Raw genomic sequence first — 25,445 nt, 5'->3', positions numbered from 1 at the left:
GGTGAAAAACGACGCCACTGCCCTGCCCTGACCGGGCAAGCGACGGCTCGGGTGTTTGCCTGAAGGCCCGAGCAAGCCGCCGACAGGGAGCACACCATGCCGTCACAGCCTTCCGAGCCGTCGTACACCGTCCCCGGCATCAGCCGTGAGACCAGCAGCGACATCATCGGGCTGCTGCAGATGCGCCTGCACTCGCTGAACGATGTCGCCCTGACGCTCAAACACATCCACTGGAACGTGGTGGGGCCGCACTTCATCGCCGTACACGAGATGCTGGACCCGCAGGTGGAGCAGGTCCGCGCCATGACGGACGACCTGGCCGAGCGCATCTCCACCCTGGGCGGCGAGCCGAAGGGAACACCCGGTGCCCTGGTCGCCGACCGCGGCTGGGACGACTACTCCATCGGCCGGGCCGAGGCCATCGAGCACCTGGGTGCTCTCGACCTCGTCTACACCTCCGTGATCGAGGACCACCGCGAGGCCATGCGAGCCACCGAGGAGACCGACCCCGTCACGCAGGACATGCTCATCGAGCAACTGCGGAGTCTCGAACTGTTCCAGTGGTTCGTCCGTGCCCACCTCGAATCCAGCGGCGGCAAGCTCAGCACCGCCGGCGCGGCCACCGAGAAGGACGCGGCGAGCGCGGCCGCCGCTCAGGCGCAGAACCAGCCCTGACGGACGAGTCCGCGAACCTGGCAGGCGGCTGCGCAGGAAGGCGGACGACCGGCACCGTGTAGCTCGCGGCCCGGGCGTGCGGTGGCGCAACGGCGCGGTGACGGCGGTCACCGGCCGATCATGGGCCATCCCGGCGGATTCGAGAACAGAGGGCACCTTGTGAGCGGCAGGCAGCAGAGCAACCGGGCGGACCGAAGCGGCGAACACCGCGCGTACATCGGCTCGTTCACCTCGGGCGGCGGCGATGGCATCACCGTCGCAGCCGTGGATCCGGCGACCGGAGCGCTGACGCCGCACTCGGCGATCGCGCCGTTCGTCAACCCGTCGTGGCTCACCCTCGCCCCTGACGGCGGAGTGCTCTACGCGGTGAGCGAGGCGGAACAAGGTGCGGTGGGTGCCTTCCGGCCCGGCCCCGAGGGTCTGACCGCGCTCGGCCCGGTGGTCGAGGTGGGCGCCTCCGGTCCCACTCACCTCAGTGTGACCGGGAACCGCCTGCTGACCGCCAACTACACCTCGGGCAACGTCAGCAGCCTGCCGGTGGCCTCCGACGGCAGCCTGTCGGGACCGGCCTCCGTCTTCGCGCACCACGGCTGCGGCCCCGATCCCGAGAGGCAGGCAGGACCGCACGCCCATCAGGTACTGCCCGACCCCAGCGGCCACTGGGTGCTCAGCGTCGACCTGGGCACCGATTCGGTACGGGTCTGGGCGCCGGACCACGCCACCGGGGAGCTGCGGGGCCATGACGAGACCGCGTTGCGCGCCGGGTCCGGACCCCGTCATCTCGCGTTCCACCCGGACGGCGAGACGGTCTACGTACTGCACGAACTGGAACCGCAGCTGACCGTCTGCCGCTGGGACCCCGCGTCCGGCCGCCTCGAACCGCTCTCCGAGGTGCCCATCCTCTCGGACGACCTTCCGGACGGGGTGCGCGCGTATCCCTCGGTCGTCTGTGTCGCGTCCGACGAGCGCTTCCTCTGGGCGGCGGTGCGCGGCAGCAACACACTTGTCACCGTCTCCCTGGCCGATGGAGCCGACAAACCACGGATCACGGACTGCGTGGAGAGCGGCGGCAGCTGGCCGCGCGACCTCGTGGCCGACCCCACGGGACGCCGGCTCTACGTCGCCAACGAGTGGTCCGGGGACGTCACCTGGTTCGACGTGGACTCGCAGAGCGGGCAACTGCGCCGTGCCGGCGCGGTGTCGGTGCCGGCCGCCGCCTGCGTGGTCTTCTCCTGACCTGCAGGGGCGCTGCCGCTGCGGCAGCTTCACGCCCGGCTCCCAAGTGGGCAAGTTCGCAACGTGCGTTGATAATTCGAATTATCAAGCGCCACAAGGGTTGACGTGTCCGAAACACAGCCCTAACACTGAACTCCGACGGAGAGATAATCCGCATTATCGGAGGCGTACGTGACGACTGGTCGCCCAGCGCGGCGGATAACGCAGCGGGACATCGCCCGCCTGGCCGGGGTCAGTCAGCCGACCGTCTCCCTGGTGCTCAACGGCCGTGCCGACGCGGACATTCGCATTCCGCAGGAGACCCGTGAGCGCGTGCTGCGGGTGATCCAGGAGTACGGCTACGCGCCCGACCCGGTGGCCAGGCGGCTGGCCGCGAAGCACAACCGGATCCTCGGTGTCTTCACCTACGAAGCGGTGTTCCCCAACGACACCAGCGATTTCTACCACCCGTTCCTGGTCGGCATCGAGGAGGCCGCCGAGCGGGTCGGCTGTGATCTGCTCCTGCTCACGAGCGCGTCGGTGACCGGTGGGCGGCGGCGCATCTTCGGCGGCGACAACCGGCTCCGCGTCGCGGACGGCTGCCTGCTGCTCGGCCGGTCGCTCGACCGCGACGACCTCACGCGGATGGTCGCCGACGCCTACCCGTTCGTGACGGTCGGCCGGCGCGACGACGCCGGTGGTCCGGTGCCGTACGTGGGAGCCGACTACGCCAGCGGCGTCGGCGAGTTGGTGCGGCTGGCAGTGACCCACGGGCACCGGCGCGTGGCGTACCTGGGGCTGCCGGCCGACGTGGAGTCCTCCGCGGACCGGCGGCGCGGCTTCCTGCGGGCCACCGAGGCGGTGCAAAAGGACGGTGTCGTCGTCGCGTTCGACGTGCTGTCCCCCGGGCGCGAACCCGACGAGTTGCTGGCGGCGCTGCTCGCCGCCGAGGCCACGGTGGTCCTGGTCGAGCACTTCGCCACCGCCGTGGGACTGGTCGCGGCCGCACAGCGCCGCGGCCTGACGGTGCCCGCCGACCTGTCGGTCGTGACGCTGGGAGATCCGACGACTCCGGTACCGACGGACGTCGACTTCACGGGATTCCGCATCCCGCGGGAGGAAATGGGCCGACAGGCCGTCGCGCTGCTGACCGAACTCCTCGAAGGGGCGGAGGACACGCCACAACGGCTCCTCCCCTGCGAACTCGTGACCGGCGCCACCCTGGCGCCGCCCCGCACCCCGTGAACGGGCCCTGGGACGGGCCGATCAACCGAGCCGTGGGACATCCGGCGCGACAGGCGAGGGGACACAACGGTGGAAGGAGCATGCATGGAGGCGGAAGTCCTCGTCATCGGCGGAGGGCTCGGCGGAGTGGCAGCGGCGCTGGCCGCGCTCCGCGCCGGCCGGAAGGTGGTGCTGACCGAGGAGCTCGACTGGCTGGGCGGCCAGCTCACAAGCCAGGCCGTGCCCCCGGACGAGAACAGCTGGGTGGAGCAGTTCGGCGCGACCGCGAGCTACCGGGCCCTGCGGGAGGGGATACGCGACTACTACCGCCGCCACTTCCCGCTCACCGAACGCTCCCGGGCGTGGCGTCAGCTCAACCCCGGTGCCGGGCACGTCAGTCGGCTCTGTCACGAGCCGCGAGTGGCCGTGGCGGTCCTGGAGGCGATGCTCGCGCCGTACCGGGGCAGCGGACGGCTGCGTGTGCTGCAGCCGTACCGCCCGGTGTCCGCCGAGACCGACGGCGACCGGGTCAGCGCCGTGACGGTGGCCCACCGGGACGGGGACGGCGAGATCACGGTCACCGCGCCGTACGTCCTCGACGCCACCGAGACGGGCGAGTTGCTGCCACTGACGGGTACCGAGTACGTCACCGGGTTCGAGGCGCAGTCCGAGACCGGCGAGCCCAGTGCCCCGGACGTGGCGCAGCCGCTGAACATGCAGGCCGCGTCGGTGTGTTTCGCGCTGGACCACGTGGACGGTGATCACACCATCGACAAGCCGGCCCGGTACGGCTTCTGGCGCACGTACCAGCCGGACTTCCGGGGTGGTTCCCTGTTCTCGCTGAGCGCTCCTCATCCGAGAACGAAGGAGATCGTCGAGCGCGAGTTCACACCGAACCCGGACGACGACCCGCTGGCCGTCGTCGCGGACCAGCGCCTCAGCCCCGGGGACAGCAACCTGTGGACCTTCCGGCGCATCGCGGCACGGCGCAACTTCACCGACGGCGCCTACGAGAGCGACATCACGCTGGTCAACTGGCCGATGATCGACTACCTGCCCGGCCCGGTCTTCGACGTGCCCGACGCCGCCGAACACCTCGCCGCCGCCCGTGAGTTGTCCTACTCCTTCCTGTACTGGCTGCAGACGGAGGCCCCGCGGTCCGACGGCGGCACCGGCTACCCCGGGCTGCGGCTGCGCGGTGACGTCATGGGCTCGGGCGGACGGTCTGGCGCAGGCACCGTACATCCGCGAGTCGCGGCGCATCCGCGCCGAACGCACCGTCGTGGAACAGGACCTGTCCCTCGCGGTGCGGGGCGACGCCGGTGCGGTGGAGTACCCGGACTCGGTGGGCATCGGCATGTACCGCATCGATCTGCACCCCTCCACCGGCGGCGACCACTACCTGGACGTGGCGTCCTGCCCGATCCAGATCCCGCTAGGGGCGCTGCTGCCCGAGCGGATGGAGAACCTGCTCCCCGCGGGCAAGAACATCGGCACCACGCACATCACCAACGGCTGCTATCGCCTGCACCCCGTCGAGTGGAACGTCGGCGAGGTGGCCGGCGCACTGGCCGCCTTCTGCCTGGAGCGCGGAACCTCCCCGCGCTCCGTGTGCAAGGGCGGGTCTCGGGGTCTTCGCCGGGCAGGAACCTGGACCTGGCCAAGGAGTTCTTCCTGTACTCCACCAACACGGAGAACGCCGCGGAACTCGCCCGGTTCTTCCCGCCGCCGCGCGCCTCGCTGCTGACGGCCGAAGCCCTCGCCGAGACGAACCCGCTGCTCAGCAAGGACCAGCTCCAGGAGGTCATCGTCGACTCGCTGATGTCCGGCACCGTGCGCCCTGGGCACACGGGGTACGCCCAGCTCTCGGAGCAGACGCGGGCCGGCCTCGACGCCGCCTGGAAGCCGAAGGCCGACACCCGCAAGGTCCTGCGTGACCTGTGCACCTCCATCCAGCCGATCCTGCGGACCGGGTCGTGAGTCTCCTCGTTCGCAAGGCCCCCCGCGCCACCCTCCCGGCCCGCCCCTGCCCCCACCGGGGGCGCGCCGGCGCGCAAGGACGGCTGGCGGCCGAGTACGTCGCCGGAGCACACGCGCGGCCGTGGACCGGCGAAGGCCCTTCGTCCGACGCGCGGTTCGGGGTCCGGTACCGCACGCCCGACTCGGCGATCACCACCGAGGTCACCGTCACCCGGCAGACGGTGCGCCGTGTCGTGACCACAGGCTCGGCGGCGACCGAGCTGATCCCGCTCGTGGTGCACCCGGCCGATCGGGTGACCTTCACCGACGGCACCTCGGCGTCCTACGGCTCCGCCACGACGGCCATCGCGGACGACCTCACACTGCGCCGGGGCCGCACCACGGTCCAGATCCGGTGGGCTGCCGTGCGCACCGCGAGCCTCACCGCGATGCCGACGACGTACTTGCGCGGCGGCGCGCGGCGCGCCCATCTGCTGCGCATCCCGCATGACGGCACGCTCCACCTGACGGTCGGCTTCGGCTGAACCACCGCATGCGTCGCGGCCCGCGTCGCAACGCCCCCGATGACGCCCGCATGCCTGACGAAACGTCCCGACGTACCGTAGGAAACGGGTGACGTCGTGAAGGGACCGCCATGCTTCGTCGGCCGCCTGTCGCGGATCACGGGCTCATCGGGGACCTGCGCACGGCCGCACTCGTGACCTCCGAGGGGGTGCTCGACTGGTTCTGCACTCCACGATTCGACTCACCGAGCATGTTCGCGGGGCTGCTCGACCATGACCGCGGCGGTCACTTCGCGATCACCGCGCAGACGTCCGGTGCCACCACACGGCAGCTGTACCTGGCGGACACAGCAATCCTGGTCACACGGTTCATGACCGCCGACGGAGTCGGGGAGGTCATCGACTTCATGCCGCTGGGTGAGGCCGAGGCCCCGGCGGACCGGCACCGCATCGTCCGCGTCATGCGCGTGACCCGTGGCACGGTCGGCTTCCGGCTGGCGTGCAGGCCCCGGTTCGACTACGGGCGCGCCGGACACGACCTGGTGCTGGAGCAGGGGGTGGCGTATTTCCGGGGCCCCGACCAGACCGCCTGCCTCCAGGTCGACGGGCCGATGACGCTCGAGCGTGACGGGCAGGACGTGCGGGCGGACGTGGTCCTGCGGCAGGACGAGCGGGCCGCCGCCGTCCTCACGGTGTGCGACGGCCCTCCCGGGCCGCTCGCGCCACTCACCGAGGGAGGCATCCAGCGGGAGTTCCGCTCCACCTACGACTACTGGCACCGCTGGCTTCACCGCAGCCGGTACCGGGGCCGCTGGCAGCAGTCGGTCAACCGCTCCGCGATCACACTCAAGCTGATGACGTACGCACCCACGGGCGCGCCCGTCGCGGCGGTCACCGCGGGCCTGCCGGAGCAGCTGGGCGGCGAACGCAACTGGGACTACCGGTACACCTGGGTGCGTGACGCGGCGCTGTCGGTGAAGGCTCTGCTGGACCTCGGGTTCGAGGCAGAGGCGGATGCCTTCCGGCGCTGGCTCGGCGCCCGGATACCGGCGGGCCCGACCGTAACCGGTGAGCCGCTCCAGGTCATGTACCGGGTGGACGGCGACCCGCACCTCGCCGAGGAGGTCCTCGGCCATCTGGAAGGTTACGGTGGCTCGGCGCCGGTCCGGATCGGCAACGGTGCGGCCGGCCAGCTGCAGCTCGACATCTACGGCGAAGTGGTCTTCGCTCTCACCCATGCGCCCGACGTCGCTCAGATGGCCGGGTACGACGGCTGGCAGCACCTGCGCGCGCTGCTCGACTGGCTGGCGCACACCTGGGACCGTCCCGACGAGGGCATCTGGGAAACCCGCGGCGGCCGCAAGGACTTCACCTTGAGCCGTGTGATGTGCTGGGTGGCCTTCGACCGTGGTATCCGCCTCGCAGCGCAGGTGGCACGGCCGGCCGATGTCGCCGGCTGGACCGCCGCGCGCGATGCGATCTTCGAGCAGGTGATGGACCGGGGCTACAGCACGCGTCGCGGTGCGTTCGTCCAGCACTACGGAGCAGAAGTCCTCGACGCCGCACTGCTGTTGATGCCCTGCGTCGGCTTTCTCTCCCCGAAGGACCACCGCTGGCTGTCGACCCTGGACGCCATGGAGCGTGAACTGGTCTCGGACAGCCTCGTCCACCGCTACGACCCGGCCGCCTCACCCGACGGACTGCGCGGCAGCGAAGGGACCTTCTCCCTGTGCAGTTTTCTGTACGTGGAAGCTCTGGCCCGCGCCGGTCGCCTGGGAGTGGCCCGCTACGCCTTCGACAAGATGCTCACCTACGCCAACCACGTCGGCCTCTTCGCCGAGGAGATAGGCCCGACCGGCGAGCAACTGGGCAACTTCCCCCAGGCCTTCACCCACCTCGCGCTCATCAACGCGGCATTGGCCCTCGACGAGGAGCTGGACCGTGCCGAGACGTGATCCGGCTGGTCGCCCGACGGGGCAGGGCCCGACTCCTGCGGCGCCGCGCTCGCCACTGCGTGCGGTGCGGCCCTCGCTCCCCGACCGGCTCGTGGTGTGCGTCGTCGGCGACGGTGAGGCCGCGACGGGCCCCACGGCCGGTGGTGCCTTGCACTCGTCCCACCCGCCGGGCTCCGGCAGTGCGGTCGGACCGACGGCGGGGATTCCACCGTCTCGTCCGTACGCCGGACGGCTGGTGTTCGGGACGCGCCTGGATGCGTTGCCGCTTCGCCGAGCGGGAGGACCGCAAGCTGCCTGGGCATGACCGCCTCCCCCCACGTGGAGTCCGCAGCCGGCGGCACGCCCACCCTGCGCCAGATCCTGCTCAGCCCCGACTACCGGCGCCTGCTGCTTCTCTGTCTCGTGCTCGGCGTGCCCATCGCCCTTGCGTCGTACTTCTTCGTCAGCCTCCAGCACGCCCTCGAGGAGTGGGTGTGGCATTCCCTCCCCCACGCCGCCGGCTACGACCGCGCCCCCTGGTGGTGGCCTCTGCCCGCACTGCTGCTGGCCGGACTGGTCCTCGCTCCGGTCGTCACCCGGCTGCCGGGCCACGGCGGCCATGTCCCGGTCGACGGGCTGGGCGGTCCGCCGATCGGCCCGAAAGCGCTTCCCGGCGTGGCTGTCGTCGCGCTGGCCGCTCTGCCGCTCGGCGTCGTCCTCGGCCCCGAGGCTCCGCTGATGGCGGTCGGCAGCGGCCTGGCCCTCCTCGCCGTGCGCGCGTTGCACCGAACCGCTGACGCGAGATCCACCGCTCTCCTGGCGACCGCCGGGTCCACGACGGCCATCTCCACCATCTTCGGCGGGCCGGTGGTGGCCGCCGTGATGGTCGTCGAAGGCGCCGGACCCGCCGGAGTACAGCTCGTGGCCCTGTTGCTGCCCTGTCTGTTGGCCAGTGCCACCGGAGCCGTGGTCTTCACCGGCTTCGGTCACTGGACCGGCCTGCCCACCGGGGCACTCACCCTGCCCGAAGTGCCCCCGAACGTCACCCCCGACGCAGGTGACTTCCTGTGGGGCATCCCCGCCGCCGCGCTGATCGCGCTCGTCGTCGCGGCGGGCCGTGCGATCGGCCGCCGGACACAGGCCGCGATGCGTCAGCACACCGCGCTGCGCACGATGGCCGCCGCGGTGGCCGTGGGCGTCTGCCTCACCGCCTACGCCCTGCTGACAGGCCGCTCCCCGGCAGAGGCCGCCCTGTCCGGCCAGGCCGTCCTCGGCGAGCTCGCAGCCCGGCCCCAGTCCTGGTCGGTCGCCGCCCTGCTCGCCCTGATCGCCTGCAAGGGGCTGGCGTGGGCCATCTGCCTCGGCGCCCTGCGCGGCGGCCCCATCTTCCCGGCCGTGCTCATCGGCGCGGCGACGGGCATCGCCTGCGCGGGACTTCCAGGACTCGGTACGACGCCGGGGCTCGCGCTCGGCATGGCCGCCGCGGCCGCCGCGGTGACCGGTCTGCCGTTGACCAGTGCGGTGCTGGCCGTGCTGCTTCTCGGCCAGGACGCGCACCACCAGATGCCGCTCGTCGTCACCGCGGCCGTTGTCGCCTTCGTCACCGCGCAGTTGGTGCAGCGCCGTCCGGCGGGCCGACGCCTGTAGCGGCCTTCGGTGTGACGAGTCCGGCGAGAAGCTGTGCCATGCCTGGCTTGGCGCGCTGCGGCGCACCCTGGCGAGGCAGGTCGAAGTGCTCCACCGCGCCGTGTGCGTGGGCCCGTTGGACACCGGAGCTCCAGGCTGCCTGCCGCACGCATCACGGTCGTGGACCTGCACGGGCGCCACCCGCCGCCTGCCGACGGGCGAACGCCCCTTGGGCATCGCGGTCCTCTGAGCGGGCCACGTCCTCGCCGGCCACGACGGAGCCCACGTCACGGACCCCACCGGTCCTGCCCCGCTCCGTCCGGCCTGCCGCCCGCGAGCGTGAGCGCGAGCGCCGCCTGGTCGTCGTCGCGGTCGCCACCCCGCCGGGCACCATCGTGCCCAGGCCGAGCGGCAGCGCGGGGGCGGTGGTGAGCCGCCTGGCGCCGTCCGGGCCGACGACGACGGGCGGGGGATCCACGAGAAGATCGGCCACGACGGCGACGACCGGCAGCCACCACACCCACCGCTGCCGCAGCAACCCGGCGGTCGGCGTCGTCACGGCCGCGACTCCTCGCGGCGCATCGGACCTGGCGAAACATGCGCCGAGGCAGGCATGATCCTCACCTGCTCAGGCTGGGTCCGGCGGTCTGCCGCCGCAATCGGCACCCGCCCGGGAACACCTGCGGCCTCAGCGAGGTTGGAACTTCCGAAAGCCTTCCCCAGCACCGCCGTTCGGTACCGCGCAGACGAAGGAGAGCACATGTCGCCGGGTCATCGCATCACGATCGAGCAGGGCACGCAGCATGTCCGTGTGGTTCACGACGGTACGGTCCTGGCCGAGAGCCGCCGCCCGCTGCTCCTTCACGAGACCGGCCTGCCGGTGCGCTACTACCTGCCGCCCGACGACGTGAACACCGAACTGCTGACGCCGTCGGACTCGCGCACCCACTGCCCGTACAAGGGGGACGCCTCCTACTGGTCGCGGCCGGGCGCGGCCGATCTCGTCTGGGCGTACCTCGACCCCAAGCCCGATGTCGCCTCGATCAAGGGGCACTTCTGCTTCTACGACACCGAGATCGTGACCGGCTGACGTCAGTCGGCACTCCGGTCCCGCTCGCCCGGCTCGTCGTCGCCGGTGCGGTGGGGCAAGGGACCGGGGGCGTCCGTCAGCAGCTCCAGGAGTGGGGCGATCGGCCGGTCGCCCTCCGCGGGATGGCGGAACTTTCCTCCGGTGTCGATCTGGTACCTGTTCCGTCTGCCCTCGCGCGTGCGGGTCAGGTAACCGGCCTGCTCGAGGTCGGTGAGCAGCGCCTGCACGGTCCGTTCGGTGAGGTCGAGCGCCGACGCCAGGTCGCGGATGCGAATCCAGGGGTTGCGGGCGATCGCCGTGAGGACACGGGTGTGATTGGTGACGAAAGTCCAGGTACTGCGCGAGGGGCCGGACATCTCCATACATCGATCGTACGACCTTCCATACAGGCATCCAAAAACCGGAAATACGTTTCAGGTGTCTTGACGGCCGTACGGGCGCGTCCGAGCATGGGAGGGCAGGTGCTCCGCCCGGAGAGGAACTGCGCATGACCACTCGTGACAGTTCCCGCTTCGCGGTGACGGTGACCGGTAGCGGACGAGGCCGCTCCCTCGCCACCGTCACGGGCGAGGTCGGCTCCGAAGCCGCCGACACGTTCCGCGAGACGCTGACCGCCGCGCTGGACGCCGGCTCCGGCCTCGACGTCGATCTCAGCGGCGTCTCCTCCTGCGACGCCTCCACGGTGCGCGTGCTCAGGGAGGCTTTCCTGCGCGCTCGTGACGCCGGACGGACGCTCGCCGTGGTCGCGGTGTCGCCGCCGGTCGCCGGCCAGCTGGAGCTGCGGGGCGCTACGGACCTGTTGGAACAATGCGCTCCGAAGGACGAGGCCGACGGCGGCCCCGACGACCTGCTGGCCGCGGTGTGCGGTGCCCTGGCCGCCGAGGGGTTCGACATCTGCGCGCCCGACCGGACGGACATCTCGGGCCTCACCGTACGGCCGGGCCCGGACGGTGTCGTCGTGAGCTGGGCCGATCCCCTCGACCTGCGCGCCCGTGGCGAGTTGGTCCGCGGCCACCGGCGCGAGGGGCCGCCCAGGCTGGAGGGCATACTCCGTGCGCTGCACACCGCGGTGACCGCGGCGCTCACGCACGCCGGGTTCATGGTGGAGGAGCAGCCGGGGCAGCGCCGGATCGTCGTCACCGGCCGTCTGGAGCCCGTCGGGCGCCCCGGCCCGGCCGACCACGCGCAGGATGCTGCCGACGGCACCCACGAGACGCCGGGGAGCGACGGCAAGGCCACAACCGTCCTCGGCCGGGTCAGGGACGCCGTCGGTACCGACGCCGTGATCGCCGAAGCGAGCGGCATCATCGCCGCCACGTCGAAGGTGGACGCGGCCGACGGACGGGCCGCCCTCGTCGACGCGTCGCGCCGCATGGACGCATCCGTGCCCCATGTGGCGGAACTCGTCATCCGCTGGGCCGCGACGGGCGAGATCTCCGCGGACCTGCGCGAGGCGCTCCGGCAGAGCGTCACCGTGCCTCACGTCGAAGGGTCCCCCGGGGCACCGGTGTGACGCCGAACGGCCGGTCCTGCGGACGCCCGTCGTCGCCCGGGTCATCAGCTGCGCCGCGCTGATAAGGACGGGAACGGCTCACTGCTGGGCCCGGAACGGCTCACGGCGGGAGTCGGCGGGGCGGGAACTCGTACGACCCGGGGCGCGGCTCGGTCGGGAACTCGTACGACTCGGGGCGCGGCTCCATCTCGGCCACCATGTCGGAGAACCGTGTGCAGACCTGTTTGATCTCCTCGTATGTCCTGTTGCGTTCGGTGATGACAGCTGCGAGGAGGAGAGCCGTGAGCGCCGTCGTGCCGTTGAACGCCTGGAGCGTGACCATGCTGGAGAACAGGTCCTGATCGGCGAACGGTCCGCTTTCCCCGGTCGCGGCCAGAATCGCCAGCGTGGACGCCGCCAGCGCGCACGGTGCGGCGCCGGCCAGCTGGAAGCGGAGGGCCGCCCAGATCAGCACGGGGAAGACGAGGAAGAGCAGGGTCGAGTGCGGTGTGCGCGTGGCCAGGCCCGTGACGAGGACCGTCGCGGCCACCAGCGCAGCTCCCTCGGCCCATCGGCCGGGTCCTGCCCGTCGCGGCCACCGCGCTCCGCGCAGCACGAGCAGGAACGGCGCGACGACAAGGACCCCCATCGCGTCACCGGTCCACCACACCGACCACGTCGGCCAGAACTCGCCCGGCTCCAGCGCCCCGGAGAGGACCAATGCGCCACTGCCGATGGTCGAACTGATCAGCATCCCGGCGAGAGCGCCGAGGAAGACCAGGGCCAGTACGTCGCGCAGGCGGTCCAGCTCGACCCGGAACCGGGCTCTGCGCAGCATCAGACAGGCGCAGACCGGCGCCAGGGTGTTGCCCGCGGTGATGGCGAGCACCGCGGGCACGGAGGGTCCGAGGGACACATTCACCAGGAACGCACCGAGGGCGACGCCCGGCCAGACACGCAGCCCCAGGACGAGCAGCGCGGCCAGCGCGACGCCGGTCGGCGGCCACAGGGGGGTGACCTGGTCGCGTACCAGCTGCTGAATAAGCCCGATCCGCGCGGCCCCGTAGTAGACGGCCGCAACGACGAGGATCCGCAGAGCAGCAGACCCGTAGCGACCGATGTCCGCACTGCGCACGACAGCAGTCTGCGCTCGTCCCGGCTCCCCGGCGACCCCTGGCGGTGCGACGAGGTCAGCCGGACCCCGGCGGGCCGTCGTAACGCACGACGAGGACCGCGGCATCGTCACGGTGGCCGGTCAGGTCGGCCACCTTGACGACGGCCGAGGCCAGCACCTCGGGGTCGGCGTCGAACCCGGCGCGTACCAGCTTGGCCACCTCGTCCAAGCCGGCCTCGATCGGGTAGTCGGGGCCTTCCACCACTCCGTCGGTGAGCAGGACGAGCACTCCCGCTTCCGTCAGACGCCGACGGGTCACCGGATAGCGCTCGCCCGGCACGATCCCGAGCGGCGGCCCACCGCGGTCGAGGGCTACGCCGGATTCGCCCCCCGCCGTCGCCCAGACCATCGGGACGTGGCCGGCCCGGGACACCGTCAGGTCACGGCTGACCGGGTCGAAACGCAGGAAACAGCAGGTGGCGAACAGGCCGCACCCCATCGAGATCAGCACGTCGTTGGCGCGGCTCAGCACCTCGCGGGTGTCGCTGGTCGCCTCGGCGATGGCTCGCAGGCTGGTGCGCACCTGCCCCATGAAGGCGATGGCCTCCACATCGTGTCCCTGCACATCACCGATCGCGAGCGCCAGTGACCCGTCCTTCATCACGAAGGCGTCGTACCAGTCGCCTCCCACGTCGAGACCGTCCCGTGACGGCGTGTATCTGGCGGCGAAGTGCAGCCCGGGCAGCTCCGGCAGCCCGGGCGGGAGCATGTGGCGCTGCAGAGCCATGGCCAGCTCGACGCGGGCCCGCTGGAACTTGATCGATTCCAGGGCCTGATCGACGAGCTGCCCGAGAGTGATCAGGAGTTGCTGCGCACTCTCGGGCGGGTCGGGGCGATGTCGGTGCATCACAGCTCCGGGTGCTCCCGCGGGCTTCTCACCTCACCCTAGACCCAGCCCCACCGGCGATCTCGGCGGCCGCAGCGGCTCCGCGGCGGCCCAGGCCGTCACGGGCTGTCGCCCTCCCAGTCGAACCGCTGGGGATCACCGGGACGCGGCCCGTACAGGGCCCGCCCGCCGGGCCCGTAGCGGCCGAGTTCGGTGGTCAGTGCCGCGCCTTGCCGGAGCCGCTCGGCTGTCCATCCGGTGACGTCCAGGAACAGGCCGTCCAGCGGACCGCCGACCAGGTCGGCATAGACGCGCCCGGGCCGCCTGCCGGCGTCGGGATCGTCGTGGTCGGCCCCGTAGACCCGCCCTCGCATGATCTGCTCGTCCATGCCGGAAGCTTCTCAGCCGCCACTGACAGAGCGAGGCGCCCAGCCGCCGGGACGGCTGCGTGGCGTGGGCGGGGTCCGCACCACTCCCCCGGGGTCCGCTCCCCCGCGGTCTCGGACCGACGCGAGGAGGCTCGTCGAGCGCGACGGCGGTCAGATCCGGCCGCGGGCCAGACGCGTCAACGGGCCGGTCGGGGGCTTCGCCGTGGATCGTCCCAGGGCGAAGGCGGCCCCGGCGACACCCGCGACGCCCGCCGCCGCCCCGGCGGCGATCGCCTTCCTGTGCTTGACGGCCTCCCAGGCGGTACCCGCGGCAGTGGCGGCCTGCGCGGCGTTGGCGGTCACGGCCTGCTGCCCGGTCTGGAGACCCGCGGCGGCGGCGCGCCCCACACGCCTGGTGGCTTCGCCTGCCGCTCGCACGGTGGCCGAAGCGGACTTCCTGGCATCCTGCGCCGCGGACTCGGCTTCGGCGGCGGCGGTCTTCGCCTCGGACCCGGCCTGCTTGCCGGTGTTTGCGGCAGTCTGCTTCCCCTGGGAGGCGGCGGACCGGGTGCCGGTGGTCTTCCTGGCTTTCGCGGCACCGGAGTTCCGGGAGCCGTTGCCTTCAGCGGTCATGACGTTCTCCTTGCCTGTCAGTTGCCTGTCAGGGTCCGAGCGTCCGGGGAAGATCTCTCGCCGAACGCTCTTCCGCACTGCATGACGCCGGTTCGCCTGCCCATACGAACCGGACGTATGCGTGACGTCGCGGCGGGCCGAATCCGGCGGCGGAAAGCCGACGCCCACGTCCGTGCGATCTCTGCTCCATGCATCGGTGACAGACCCTCATCCGATGCCTCGCCGCCATGAACGGCGAGGCCCCGCCTGCCCGTCGACGAATCACCGCGGCCCGCGCGGGTACCCGAGGCGAAGGCCGCGACGTCGAAGGAGGCCATCTGCCATGGAGATCTCCGGGCTCTTCACCGCTCTCGTCATCGGCACGACGATCGGCCTGCTGGGACGGCTCGTTCTGCCCGGCCGTCAGCACATCGGGGTCCTGTGGACGCTCGTCGTCGGTACGGCCGCCGCTCTCGTCGGCTCGCTGGTGGCGTCGGCCCTCGGTGTCGCCGACACCCGAGGGATCGACTGGCTCGAATGCCTCGTCCAGGTCGCCCTGGCAGCGCTCGGAGCGGCCGGGCTCGACCGGGCGTTGGCAGGAAGCACACGCCGCCACGTGAGGTGACTCCGGCCGCGCAGGCGTAAGGACGCCGGTCGGCGGCCGTCCTCCCCCGGCTGCCGCCCGCGCCCCGGTACGCACCGCTCCAGCGGCGCGTACCGGGGCCACGCCGTCCTCCTGACGGAGTCACGGCGCGGGCGGCCCCGGCGAACACCAGGTCCGCGGCCTCATCGGCCGGCCGGCCGGCCGGTTGCCCGCCGGACCCAAGGACCGCGTACCGGTGTCGGCCCCGATGGACGGCTCACGCGATCTCGACGAGGAGGTCGCCGCCCTCCACCTGTTGGATGCGGGTGATGGCCAGCCTGGTCACCCTCCCGCCCTTCGGGGCGGTGATCGCCGCCTCCATCTTCATCGCCTCGATGGTCGCCACCGTCCCACCGGCTTCCACCTCGTCGCCCTCGGCGACCGCGAGCGTCACCACGCCGGCGAACGGCGCGGCGACGTGCCCCGGGTTGCCCCTGTCGGCCTTCTCGGTCGCCGGTACGTCGGCGGCCACCGCGGTGTCGCGTACCTGGATCGGCCGCAGTTGGCCGTTCAGGGTGGACATCACGGTGCGCATGCCCCGCTCGTCGGCCTCGCCGATGGCCTCCAGCTCGATGAGCAGCCGCACGCCCGGTCCGAGGTCGACGGCGTACTCCTTCCCGGGGCGCAGCCCGTAGAAGAAGTCCTTGCTGTCGAGCACGCTGGTGTCGCCGTAGGTCTGACGGTGTGTCTCGAACTCCTTCGCCGGTCCGGGGAACAGCAGTCGGTTGAGCGTCGTCCGCCGGTCCTTCTCGAGGCCGGTGCGGTCTTCCGCGGTCAGCTCCCGCACCGGCTTGGGCTCGGCACGGCCCGCCAGCGCCTTGCTGCGGAACGGCTCGGGCCAGCCGCCCGGCGGATTGCCCAACTCACCGCGCAGGAAGCCGATGACCGAGTCCGGGATGTCGAACCTGCCGGGCTCCGCCTCGAAGTCCTTCGGGGACACGGCGGCACCGACGAGGTGCAGCGCGAGATCGCCGACCACCTTCGAGGACGGGGTGACCTTCACCAGCCGGCCGAGCATCCTGTCCGCGGCGGCGTACATCGCCTCGACCTCCTCGAAGCGGTCGCCGAGGCCGAGTGCGATCGCCTGGGTGCGGAGGTTGGAGAGCTGGCCGCCGGGGATCTCGTGGTGGTACACGCGCCCGGTCGGCGAGGCGAGACCGGCCTCGAACGGTGCGTAGATCCTGCGGACGCTCTCCCAGTACGGCTCCAGGTCGCCGACCGCCTGGAGGTCGAGTCCGGTCGGCCGCTCGGTGTGGTCGGTCGCGGCGACGATCGCCGACAGCGACGGCTGCGAGGTGGTGCCCGCCATGGAGGCCACCGCCCCGTCCACGGCGTCCGCACCGGCCTGGACCGCCGCGAGATAGGTGGCGAGCTGGCCGCCCGCGGTGTCGTGCGTGTGCAGGTGCACCGGCAGGTCGAACTCCCTGCGCAGCGCGGACACCAGCGTGGCGGCGGCCGGGGCGCGGAGCAGCCCGGCCATGTCCTTGACGGCCAGGACGTGGGCGCCCGCGGCCACGATCTCCTCGGCGAGCCGGAGGTAGTAGTCCAGGGTGTAGAGGCGCTCCGACGGATCGGACAGGTCGCCGGTGTAGCACAGCGCCACCTCGGCGACCGCCGACCCGGTCTCGCGTACGGCGTCGATGGCGGGCCGCATCTGTCCGACGTCGTTGAGCGCGTCGAAGATGCGGAAGATGTCGATTCCGGTGGCGGCCGCCTCCTGCACGAATGCGTCCGTCACCTCGGTCGGGTACGGGGTGTAGCCCACGGTGTTGCGGCCGCGCAGCAGCATCTGGAGGCAGATGTTGGGTACGGCTTCGCGCAGCGCGGCCAGGCGCTCCCAGGGGTCCTCCGCGAGGAAGCGCAGGGCGACGTCGTAGGTGGCGCCGCCCCAGCACTCCAGGGACAGCAGCTGCGGCAGGGTGCGCGCCACCACAGGGGCGACGGCGAGCAGGTCCTTGGTCCGGACCCGGGTGGCGAGCAGCGACTGGTGGGCGTCCCGGAAGGTGGTGTCGGTGACGCCGATGGTCGGCGACTCGCGCAGCCGGCGTGCGAAGCCCTCCGGGCCGAGCGCGGTGAGCTGCTGCCGGGAGCCGGCCGGCGGCTCGGTGGCGGGCAGCTGTGGCAGCTTGGTGGTCGGCGCGATCAGGTCGGGCCGCGGGCCGTGGGGCTTGTTCACCGTGACGTCGGCGAGGTAGGTGAGCAGCTTCGTGCCGCGGTCGGCGGAGTGGCGCGCGGTGAGCAGGTGCGGCCGCTGCTCGATGAAGGAGGTCGTGACGTGCCCGGCCCGGAAGTCCGGGTCGTCGAGCACGGCCTGGAGGAACGGGATGTTCGTGGACACGCCCCTGATGCGGAACTCGGCCACCGCGCGCCGGGCACGGCCGACCGCGGTCCTGAAGTCCCTTCCCCGGCAGGTCAGCTTGACCAGCATCGAGTCGAAGTGGGCGCTGACCTCCGTACCGGCGTGTGTGGTGCCGCCGTCGAGGCGGATGCCCGAACCACCCGGCGAGCGGTACGCGCTGATCATGCCGGTGTCCGGGCGGAAGCCGTTGGCCGGGTCCTCGGTGGTGATCCGGCACTGCAGCGCGGCGCCGCGCAGGACGACGGCGTCCTGCGTCAGGCCGAGGTCGGCCAGCGTCTCGCCGGCGGCGATGCGCAGCTGCGCCTGCACCAGGTCGACGTCGGTCACCTCCTCGGTCACCGTGTGCTCGACCTGGATGCGCGGGTTCATCTCGATGAAGACGTGGTTGCCGTCGCGGTCGAGGAGGAATTCCACGGTGCCCGCGTTGCGGTAGCCGATCCGGCGGGCGAACTTGACGGCGTCGTCGCAGATGCGCTCGCGCAGTGCCGGGTCCAGGTTCGGGGCGGGCGCGAGTTCGATCACCTTCTGGTGGCGGCGCTGCACCGAGCAGTCGCGCTCGAAGAGGTGGATGACGTCGCCCTGCCCGTCGGCGAGGATCTGCACCTCGATGTGCCGGGGCTCGACGACGGCCTTCTCCAGGAAGACGGTGGGGTCGCCGAACGCGGATGCGGCCTCACGGGCCGCCGCCTCGATGGACTCACGCAGCGTCGAGGGGTCCTCGACGCGCCGCATACCGCGCCCACCGCCGCCGGCGACCGCCTTGACGAACACCGGGAAGCCGATGCCCTCGGCGGCCGCGACCAGTTCGTCCACGTCGGTGGAGGGCTCCGACGAGCCGAGCACGGGTACGCCGGCCTCGCGGGCGGCGGCCACGGCACGCGCCTTGTTCCCGGTCAGCTCCAGGGTCCGCATGTCCGGACCCACGAACGTGATGCCCGCCTCCTCGCAGGCACGGGCCAGTTCCGGGTTCTCGGACAGGAACCCGTACCCCGGGTAGACGGCGTCCGCACCGGCCAGACGTGCTGCCCGGATGATCTCCTCCACGGACAGGTAGGCCCGCACCGGGTGTCCCGGCTCGCCGATCTCGTATGCCTCGTCGGCCTTGAGCCGGTGCAGCGAGTTGCGGTCCTCGTGCGGGAAGACGGCGACCGTGCGCGCACCCAGTTCGTAACTGGCGCGGAACGCGCGAATCGCGATCTCCCCACGGTTGGCGACCAGCACCTTGCGGAACATTCCGGATCCCTTCAGCCTGCCGGTGACGAACACCATGGTGTCGGCGACGCCTCTGTCGTGCCACACGGGTCCGGGCCGCTCCCGCGGACCACGCCGGGCGGGATGCCCGGGCGCTCGACCCGGCCGCAACGCTACGGGTGGGACGGGGGTTTTCTGAAGGGCCGGGGCCCGTCGAGCGGATCACACTCGGGCCGTGATCGGCTCATCGGCCGAAGCACGACGGTGCTCCGTCCTGCCGGTGCCCGACAGGCGGGCCGACGGTGATGTCATCGCCGTCGACTCCGTCCGGTTCCGGTGTGACGGGACGAGTGCCCCGACGCGTGCCGCCCAGTCCGGCTCGAGCGCCGGCCGTGCCCGGCCACGCCGCTCGGACACTGCCCGGTCCTCGGGGTCCGCGCATCAGTCGGCGCCCAAAGGCCCCGCCGTCCCGTCCTCGTCCCTCGCTCGCGGGGACGCTTCGGGCGCCGCTTCCTCGTCCCGCTCGACGGCGGAGAGCTTCTCCGGGTTGGTGACGAGGAAGACGTCGCAGACCTGGTCGCCCTCGTGCGTCAGGTCCATCACCATCACCGCGTAGGGCGCATCCTCCGCGAAGATCACCGCTGACGTGTCGCCGTTGACGCGGCGATAGCGCACATCGAGGCCGCGCGGCGGGCGGGACGCGTAGCCCGCCAGCAGGCGCGCGACCTTCTGGCGGCCCTGGACGGGGCGGAGCGCCGAGCGCGCGTTGCCCCCGCCGTCGGTCCACAGGGTCACGTCCGGCGCAAGGATCTCCATGAGCGTGGCGACGTCGCCGCCCAGTGCCGCGGCGACGAACCGTTCGGGCACCTGCTGCCGAATGCGCGGTGCGCTTGATAGGGGGCCGGCGCGCCTGCGCGTGTTCACGGGCCCGGTGGGCGAGCCGGCGCACGGCGGACGGGCTGCGGCCGAGGATGTCCGCGATCTCGGTGTGGCGAAACCGAACGCCTCGTGGAGGACGAACACTGCCCGCTCCAGAGGGCTGTAGGGTCTCCATCACGACCAGCAGCGCCATCGACACCGCTTCGGTGCGCAGCGCCCGCTCGGCCGTGTCGGTGGTGTCGTCGCGCGGGCCTGCGGCTTCGGGGGTGATCAGCGGTTCGGGCAGCCACGGTCCGATGCAGGTCTCGCGCCGACGGCTGATCCTCGCCCGCCAGGCCAGCGCGTGGTTCACCGCGATGCGCACCAGATAGGCGCGCGGATTCCCGATCTCCGCCGCCGAGGACCGGCGGCCACTGCTGCCCGCCCATGACAGCCAGGTCTCCTGGGACGCCCCACCGGCCCGAGTGTGACATCCGCCCCCATCGTGTCCGCCTCTCGGCGCGGACCCGGTATGTCACACCCACCGCCCCTCGAACCCTCCTGACAGCAAGACCGTCGTGACGACCCGGCCGTGCCACCACCGACGCCATGGCCAGGCATGGCGTCCGGCGCCTGGTCTGCGTGACCTCCACGGTCCTCTTCGACACGGAGGCGCCCGGCGAGAGCCTCCTCTTCCGCAAGGTCGTCGAGCCGCCCGTCGTGCGCTCCATCGGCCGCACCGTCTACGAGGACATGCGGCGCATGGAACGGATCGTGCGCGACAGCGGCCACGAATGGACCGTCGTCCGCCCCGCCGGCCTCTTCGACGCCCATACCGCCAGCCGCTACCGGACCTCCACCGCACGCCTCCCCGGCCGCTGCACCTCCCGCGCGGACCTCGGCGACGCCCTGCTCCGCCAGGCGGCCGGAGCCGGTCACGTACGCGCGTGCATCGACGTACGCACCACCGAGAACACCCCGAGTTGTGTCGACCTCCTACGCAAGGAAGCGCTCGGAAAGTCGTGAGCGGGCCCGGCTCCGGCGCCGGCAGCCCGTGCCTCCCGCACCGATGAGTTCTCGCGCGCCGCCCGGTCACACTGACGACAGTGATCGGCACAAGGCCCCGCCGCGACGGGGGAACGCGGCGGGGCCCCGCGGTGTCATCTACCCCACCGCCGCCGCCCCACACCCGTCGGCGGACATCTCGTAGGACTCGGCGTGAAGTACCTTTCCGCTGCTGGCAGTTCAAGCTGACGAGGCTGGGTCTCCCTCCAGGCCGCCGAATCGCACCGTCGTGTTTCGCGGCCGACCTGTCCGGTCACCCGCAACAGGAGGCGCGGCGAGGAGCGCCGCGCCACCCGATCCCGGAAGGGAGAGACGCACGTGCTGAACTGGCGTGAGTACGCGGCATGCAGGAACGAGGATCCCGACCTGTTCTTCCCCATCGGTACCGGCGCACCGGCCCTCGTGCAGGCGGAGGCCGCCAAGCAGGTCTGCGCGCGGTGCCCGGTCCGGGAGCAGTGCCTCAAGTGGGCCCTGGAGAACAACCAGGAGTCCGGCGTATGGGGCGGGCTGAACGAGGACGAGCGCCGTTCCCTCAAGCGCCGGTCCCGCCGTCGCGACCGGCACGCGGCGTGAACGGGCCCGGCGGTACGAGCACGTGTTCTAAGATCGTGGGTCACTGCTGCGGCTGGTGCCATGACGGGAGAGCGACGTGACGGATGTGGTCCTCTTTCACCACGCCCAGGGCCTGACCCCAGGGGTCATCGGCTTCGCCGAGGAACTCCGGGGCGCCGGACACACCGTGTACGCGCCGGACCTGTACGACGGCCACACGTTCGACACCCTGGACGCCGGTCTGGCGCACCTGTCGGAGGTCGGCATCGAGGAGATCCTCGCGCGCGGCACGCGCGCCGTCGCGGAACTGCCGGCGGACGTCGTGTTCGTCGGGTTCTCCCTCGGTGTGGTGACCGCGCAGAAACTGGCCCAGACGCGCCCCGGGGCCCGCGGCGCGGTGCTCGTCTCGGCGTGCGTTCCGGCCTCGTACTTCGGGCCCTGGCCCGCCGGAGTCCCGGCACGTGTCCACGCCATGGAGGCGGATCCGGTCTTCCGCGACGAAGGCGATGCCGAGGCGGCCCGCGCGCTCGTCGACGAGGTACCCGACGCCGAACTGCACCTCTATCCCGGCGAGCAGCACAACTTCGCCGACAGCTCGTTGTCCTCCTATGACGCGGAGGCCGCCACGCTGCTGCTCCAGCGCACCCTGGCGTTCCTCGACAAGAGATGAGAGGGCGCGAGTTCCCCCGTGGGAAAAGACGGTGGACAAAGATCGCGCGAGCGGCAGACTGGCCCCATGACCGCATCGGATCCCCAGCGCGACCTCCGCTTCTACCTGCAGTCCGCCCGCGACGCCCTGCTGTGGAAACTCGAAGGGCTCTCGGAGTACGACGTCCGCCGCCCCATGACGCCGACCGGCACCAACCTCCTGGGCATGGTGAAACACGCGGCCAGCGTGGAACTGGGCTATCTCGGCGACACCTTCGGCCGGCCGTCCGGCGAGCCGCTGCCCTGGCTCGAAGACGGTGCCGAGCCCAACGCGGACATGTGGGCCACCGCCGCAGAGTCACGCGAGTACATAGTGGAGCTGTACCGCCGGGCGTGGGCGCACGCGGACGCGACGATCGACGCGCTGGCGCTGGACACGATCGGCAGAGTGCCGTGGTGGCCCAGCGGCAGGGACGAGGTGACGTTGCATCACGCCGTGGTGCGCGTGATCGCTGACACTCACCGGCACGCCGGGCACGCCGACATCATCCGGGAACAACTGGATGGCGCCGTGGGGATGAACAAGGGCAACGACAGCATGCCGCCGGGTGACTCGGCGTGGTGGGAGAACTATCGCGACCGACTTGAGCGCGCAGCTCGGGAAGCCGACCGGGACGCGTAGATCCGGACCGGACCGACCGGGACCCACGCGCCTGCACGCCTCGACGGCCGGCCGCTTACGGTTGCGAAGCGCGACGGGGCCGGGGTGCTGTGGCGGCGCGCGGCACGGCGAACTCACGCTCGCCGCTCATCGGAGCCCCGGCGGCTACTCCGCGCCGGCCGGGGCCGTACGCCGCAGGCGGAGCGAGAGGCGCCGGCGCATCAGCCGGGTTGCCACCGCCGCGTAGGCGATGCCGAACAGGAGTGATGCGGCGAACGCCACGACCGCGAACTGGTCCTCCAGGCGTGTGAAGACCTGCCAGTGCGTCACGTAGATGTAGAGCGAACTGCCCGCCAGGACACCCGCGACACGGTTGACGGAGGCCGGGCTCGGCACTTTGCGGACCCACACCAGCAGCACCAGGCCGGCCATGATGACCGCCTCGCGGGCGGGCTGCCCGAAGAAGCCGGGAACTGTGGCAAGCACCGCCGCTGTCACCAGCAGGCGCTGCCACGCCGTGGTCGCCTTCGCCGCCGCCCACCCGATGGCGAACAGCCAGAAGACGGTGACCGCCAGGGGGACGTGGCCTCGGGCGTCGAGGCCCAACAGGTCGTAGCGGCCGACGAGTCCGAGTGCCGTCAGGGCCATCGGAACGGCGAACGGGTACCGTCTCTCGGCGCGGTCTGCCTGCGGGAGGGCGAGCACCACCGCGACGACGATCAGTGTGTAGAGCAGGGCCTCGATGAACCAGAAGCCGTCGTGCGTCCCGAGGAGGCTGGTGAGCAGCAGGACGCTGGCGGGCCCGTAGTCCCCGGTGAGGAGCGCCACCAGCGCGAGCCAGGCCATGCACGGGAGGGCGATCCGGGCGACGCTCCGCGCCGTGTTCCGCAGGCGTTCGCGACGGTGGGCCTCGGTGAGGTGGAAGCGGGCGAAGTTGTACCCGGCCACACCCAGCAGCACATGGGCGCCGCCCTTGACCATGAAGAGGTGGATGTGCGAACCGACGATGAGCACGATGGCGACGGCGCGCAGAGCGACACCGGTCTCCAGGGTGCGCATGCGGCTGGGGGTCTTCTCGGCCCGCCCCGGCCGCTGCCGGAGTTCGCGGATGGGGAGGATGTGCCAGTCGTCGGGCAGGCGGCCGAGCGCTTCCTCGAGGTTGAGCGACATCTCGACGTAGGAGAGGGAGTCGCCGCCCAGGCCGACGAAGGTGCTGTCCTCCGTGACGTCGTCCCGGTCGAGGACCGTCGCGTAGAGGCGGCACAGGTCGACGGGCTCGTCCGTCGGCGGGACCGGCGCGGCGGTCTCCGACACGGCCAGTTCGCGCACGGTCCGGTAGTCGATCTTGCCGGTGGTGAGCCGGGGCAGTTCGGCGAGGACGGCGACGCGTACGGCTCGGGCCGGAAGGCCGCAGGCGCCGGTCACCAGGCGCCGTACGCGGCCGGTGTCGACAGCACCCTCCCCCACTACGGCCACCACCAGCCGGTCGTCGTCACCCGCGCAGCAGGCTGTGACGCCGTGCCCCGCGAGCATGGTCTCGACCTGCTGGGGGTCGATCCGCAGGCCGAGGATCTTCGCGAACCGGCTGCGGCGCCCGACGAGTTCGTACAGTCCGTCGGGCGCCCGCCGTGCGATGTCACCGGTGTGAAGGTCGTCGACGGTCCGGCCGAGTGCGAGGTCCTCGGGGCCTTCGGCGTAGCCGAGCATGACGTTCGGCCCGGAATACACGAGCTCTCCGGTGTCGGCCTCGGGCCATTCCGGCCGCGGCTCCAGCCGGATGGAGCCCCCGGGTATGGGGACACCGGCGGCCTCGGGACGTGAGACGGCGAGTTCCGGCGGGAGGTAGGCCATGCGGGCGGTCGCCTCGGTCTGGCCGTACATGACGAACAGGTCCCAGCCGGCGGCCCGGCCGAGAGCCGCATAGCGCGCGACCCGCTCGGGCGCCATCCGCCCGCCGGCCTGGGTGACGTAGCGGAGGTGGGGCAGCTCCATGGTGGCGAAGCCGACACGGTCGAGCAGGTCGAAGGTGTACGGGACGCCGGCGAGCGTCGACCCCCGGCCGTCGCGGAACAGCTTCCAGAAGCAGGAGTCGGCGACGGAGAGGTCGGTCAGGATCACGCCGGCACCGCGCAGGAGGTGGCTGTGGACGACGGAGAGTCCGTAGCAGTAGTGCAAGGGCAGGGTCGTCGCCGCGCGATCGGTGTCCCGGATGCCCAGGTAACCGGCGATGGCCTCGGCGTTGGACTGGATGTTCTCGTGCGACAGCCGGACGAGTTTGGGCGATCCGGTCGAGCCGGAGGTGCTCAGCAGCAGCGCCAGCTCGGGGTGCAGGGCGTGCGCGGAGTGGGTGCGCCGCTCGTCGAGGACCCACTCGCCCGAGTCGGGGCGGGCGACGACATCGGGGTCGTACGCGTCGATCAGCGACTGAACGGCGGCGGTGTGGTCGCCGGGGACCAGGAGCACCGGGTGTCCGGCCGACAGTGCGGCGAGATGGACGACGAGGGCGTCGAGGGTGTTGGCGCCGACGAGGAGGATCAGGCGTCTGGACGGGCCGAGCCGCCGGGCGGTGGTCTCCACCCGGGCCGCGAGTTCGCGGTAGGACACCGTGCCGTCGGCGGTGATGACCGCGGTTCGGTCGCCGTGCGCCGCGAGGCCGGCGGCGAAGGGGACGGTTCTGGTGCCTGGGAGCAGGTGGGGAGGGGCTGTCACGTGCGCATCTTAGGAAAGCCTTACCTTCTTGGACAGTCAC

General features: G+C 71.7%; 21 protein-coding genes and 3 pseudogenes. 15 read left to right on the top strand and 9 right to left on the bottom strand.

What is annotated here, in order from left to right; genetic code table 11:
• The first annotated feature begins 96 nt into the window (after positions 1-96).
• From ACWD0A_RS04410 to ACWD0A_RS04375, 8 genes and pseudogenes are all read left to right on the top strand, one after another.
• A complete protein-coding gene (locus tag ACWD0A_RS04410) occupies positions 97-675 on the top strand; it encodes a Dps family protein (protein ID WP_451294509.1) in 579 nt (192 codons plus the stop codon).
• A gap of 159 nt (positions 676-834) precedes the next feature.
• Entirely contained in the window at positions 835-1,911 is a 1,077-nt protein-coding gene (locus ACWD0A_RS04405; RefSeq protein WP_451294507.1) for a lactonase family protein, read from the top strand.
• Between the two features lie 171 nt (positions 1,912-2,082).
• A complete protein-coding gene (locus ACWD0A_RS04400; protein WP_451294505.1) occupies positions 2,083-3,135 on the top strand; it encodes a LacI family DNA-binding transcriptional regulator in 1,053 nt (350 codons plus the stop codon).
• 84 nt (positions 3,136-3,219) lie between these two features.
• A pseudogene (locus tag ACWD0A_RS04395) lies at positions 3,220-4,861 on the top strand (FAD-dependent oxidoreductase).
• Between the two features lie 74 nt (positions 4,862-4,935).
• Positions 4,936-5,094 carry a hypothetical protein gene (locus ACWD0A_RS04390; protein WP_451294503.1) on the top strand — a complete coding sequence of 53 codons (159 nt, stop codon included), beginning with the start codon at positions 4,936-4,938 and terminating at the stop codon, positions 5,092-5,094.
• On the top strand, positions 5,091-5,618 hold the full coding sequence (locus tag ACWD0A_RS04385; protein ID WP_451294501.1) for a hypothetical protein: 528 nt from the start codon (positions 5,091-5,093) through the stop codon (positions 5,616-5,618). Before ACWD0A_RS04390 ends, ACWD0A_RS04385 begins: the two co-directional genes overlap by 4 nt.
• 110 nt (positions 5,619-5,728) lie before the next feature.
• Positions 5,729-7,552: a glycoside hydrolase family 15 protein gene (locus tag ACWD0A_RS04380; RefSeq protein WP_451294499.1), complete on the top strand. Its 1,824-nt coding sequence runs from the start codon at positions 5,729-5,731 to the stop codon at positions 7,550-7,552.
• A 300-nt stretch (positions 7,553-7,852) separates the two neighbouring features.
• Entirely contained in the window at positions 7,853-9,178 is a 1,326-nt protein-coding gene (locus tag ACWD0A_RS04375) for a chloride channel protein (protein ID WP_451294497.1), read from the top strand.
• Positions 9,179-9,329: 151 nt separating this feature from the next.
• Here ACWD0A_RS04375 and ACWD0A_RS04370 read toward each other — a convergent pair whose 3' ends face one another.
• On the bottom strand, positions 9,330-9,716 hold the full coding sequence (locus ACWD0A_RS04370; RefSeq protein WP_451294495.1) for a hypothetical protein: 387 nt from the start codon (positions 9,714-9,716) through the stop codon (positions 9,330-9,332).
• 201 nt (positions 9,717-9,917) lie between these two features.
• Here ACWD0A_RS04370 and ACWD0A_RS04365 point away from each other — a divergent pair, with 201 nt between their 5' ends.
• Positions 9,918-10,247 carry a DUF427 domain-containing protein gene (locus ACWD0A_RS04365; protein ID WP_307717235.1) on the top strand — a complete coding sequence of 110 codons (330 nt, stop codon included), beginning with the start codon at positions 9,918-9,920 and terminating at the stop codon, positions 10,245-10,247.
• A gap of 2 nt (positions 10,248-10,249) precedes the next feature.
• Here the strand turns inward: ACWD0A_RS04365 and ACWD0A_RS04360 are convergent, their stop codons facing one another.
• The gene (locus ACWD0A_RS04360; RefSeq protein ID WP_451294492.1) at positions 10,250-10,609 is read right to left on the bottom strand and encodes a helix-turn-helix transcriptional regulator; all 360 of its coding nucleotides are present in this window, start codon (positions 10,607-10,609) and stop codon (positions 10,250-10,252) included.
• Positions 10,610-10,734: 125 nt separating this feature from the next.
• On the opposite strand from ACWD0A_RS04360, the gene ACWD0A_RS04355 reads away from it, so the two are divergent.
• Complete coding sequence (locus tag ACWD0A_RS04355; protein ID WP_451294490.1) at positions 10,735-11,760, top strand: STAS domain-containing protein; 1,026 nt, start codon at positions 10,735-10,737, stop codon at positions 11,758-11,760.
• 100 nt (positions 11,761-11,860) lie between these two features.
• On the opposite strand, the gene ACWD0A_RS04350 is transcribed toward ACWD0A_RS04355, so the two are convergent.
• The 4 genes from ACWD0A_RS04350 to ACWD0A_RS04335 all read right to left on the bottom strand — a co-directional run bounded on the left by ACWD0A_RS04350 (position 11,861) and on the right by ACWD0A_RS04335 (position 14,740).
• Positions 11,861-12,874, bottom strand: coding sequence for an MASE1 domain-containing protein (locus ACWD0A_RS04350; protein ID WP_451294488.1), 1,014 nt, complete (start codon positions 12,872-12,874; stop codon positions 11,861-11,863).
• A gap of 55 nt (positions 12,875-12,929) precedes the next feature.
• Positions 12,930-13,760 (bottom strand): PP2C family protein-serine/threonine phosphatase, encoded by an 831-nt coding sequence (locus ACWD0A_RS04345; RefSeq protein WP_451294486.1) that lies wholly within the window; start codon positions 13,758-13,760, stop codon positions 12,930-12,932.
• A gap of 98 nt (positions 13,761-13,858) precedes the next feature.
• Positions 13,859-14,128 (bottom strand): hypothetical protein, encoded by a 270-nt coding sequence (locus ACWD0A_RS04340; protein WP_307717230.1) that lies wholly within the window; start codon positions 14,126-14,128, stop codon positions 13,859-13,861.
• A 150-nt stretch (positions 14,129-14,278) separates the two neighbouring features.
• Positions 14,279-14,740: a hypothetical protein gene (locus ACWD0A_RS04335; protein WP_451294484.1), complete on the bottom strand. Its 462-nt coding sequence runs from the start codon at positions 14,738-14,740 to the stop codon at positions 14,279-14,281.
• A 322-nt stretch (positions 14,741-15,062) separates the two neighbouring features.
• On the opposite strand from ACWD0A_RS04335, the gene ACWD0A_RS04330 reads away from it, so the two are divergent.
• Positions 15,063-15,344: a GlsB/YeaQ/YmgE family stress response membrane protein gene (locus ACWD0A_RS04330; protein WP_451294482.1), complete on the top strand. Its 282-nt coding sequence runs from the start codon at positions 15,063-15,065 to the stop codon at positions 15,342-15,344.
• A 235-nt stretch (positions 15,345-15,579) separates the two neighbouring features.
• On the opposite strand, the gene ACWD0A_RS04325 is transcribed toward ACWD0A_RS04330, so the two are convergent.
• Both ACWD0A_RS04325 and ACWD0A_RS04320 read right to left on the bottom strand, forming a co-directional pair.
• On the bottom strand, positions 15,580-18,954 hold the full coding sequence (locus ACWD0A_RS04325) for a pyruvate carboxylase (RefSeq protein WP_451294593.1): 3,375 nt from the start codon (positions 18,952-18,954) through the stop codon (positions 15,580-15,582).
• A 399-nt stretch (positions 18,955-19,353) separates the two neighbouring features.
• A pseudogene (locus ACWD0A_RS04320) lies at positions 19,354-20,236 on the bottom strand (sigma factor-like helix-turn-helix DNA-binding protein); the annotation flags it as partial.
• Positions 20,237-20,373: 137 nt separating this feature from the next.
• On the opposite strand from ACWD0A_RS04320, the pseudogene ACWD0A_RS04315 reads away from it, so the two are divergent.
• The 4 genes and pseudogenes from ACWD0A_RS04315 to ACWD0A_RS04300 form a co-directional block, all read left to right on the top strand.
• Positions 20,374-20,796 (top strand): annotated as a pseudogene (locus tag ACWD0A_RS04315) (NAD(P)H-binding protein); the annotation flags it as partial.
• A 357-nt stretch (positions 20,797-21,153) separates the two neighbouring features.
• The gene (locus ACWD0A_RS04310) at positions 21,154-21,408 is read left to right on the top strand and encodes a WhiB family transcriptional regulator (protein WP_451294480.1); all 255 of its coding nucleotides are present in this window, start codon (positions 21,154-21,156) and stop codon (positions 21,406-21,408) included.
• A 76-nt stretch (positions 21,409-21,484) separates the two neighbouring features.
• The gene (locus ACWD0A_RS04305; RefSeq protein WP_451294478.1) at positions 21,485-22,057 is read left to right on the top strand and encodes a dienelactone hydrolase family protein; all 573 of its coding nucleotides are present in this window, start codon (positions 21,485-21,487) and stop codon (positions 22,055-22,057) included.
• Positions 22,058-22,123: 66 nt separating this feature from the next.
• Positions 22,124-22,717 (top strand): DinB family protein, encoded by a 594-nt coding sequence (locus ACWD0A_RS04300; RefSeq protein ID WP_451294476.1) that lies wholly within the window; start codon positions 22,124-22,126, stop codon positions 22,715-22,717.
• A gap of 144 nt (positions 22,718-22,861) precedes the next feature.
• Here the strand turns inward: ACWD0A_RS04300 and ACWD0A_RS04295 are convergent, their stop codons facing one another.
• The gene (locus tag ACWD0A_RS04295; protein ID WP_451294474.1) at positions 22,862-25,405 is read right to left on the bottom strand and encodes an AMP-binding protein; all 2,544 of its coding nucleotides are present in this window, start codon (positions 25,403-25,405) and stop codon (positions 22,862-22,864) included.
• Between the last annotated feature and the right edge of the window lie 40 nt (positions 25,406-25,445).

It is taken from the genome of Streptomyces sp. NPDC002867 (genome assembly GCF_053591895.1).
This window is presented reverse-complemented; position numbering and strand designations above follow the sequence as displayed.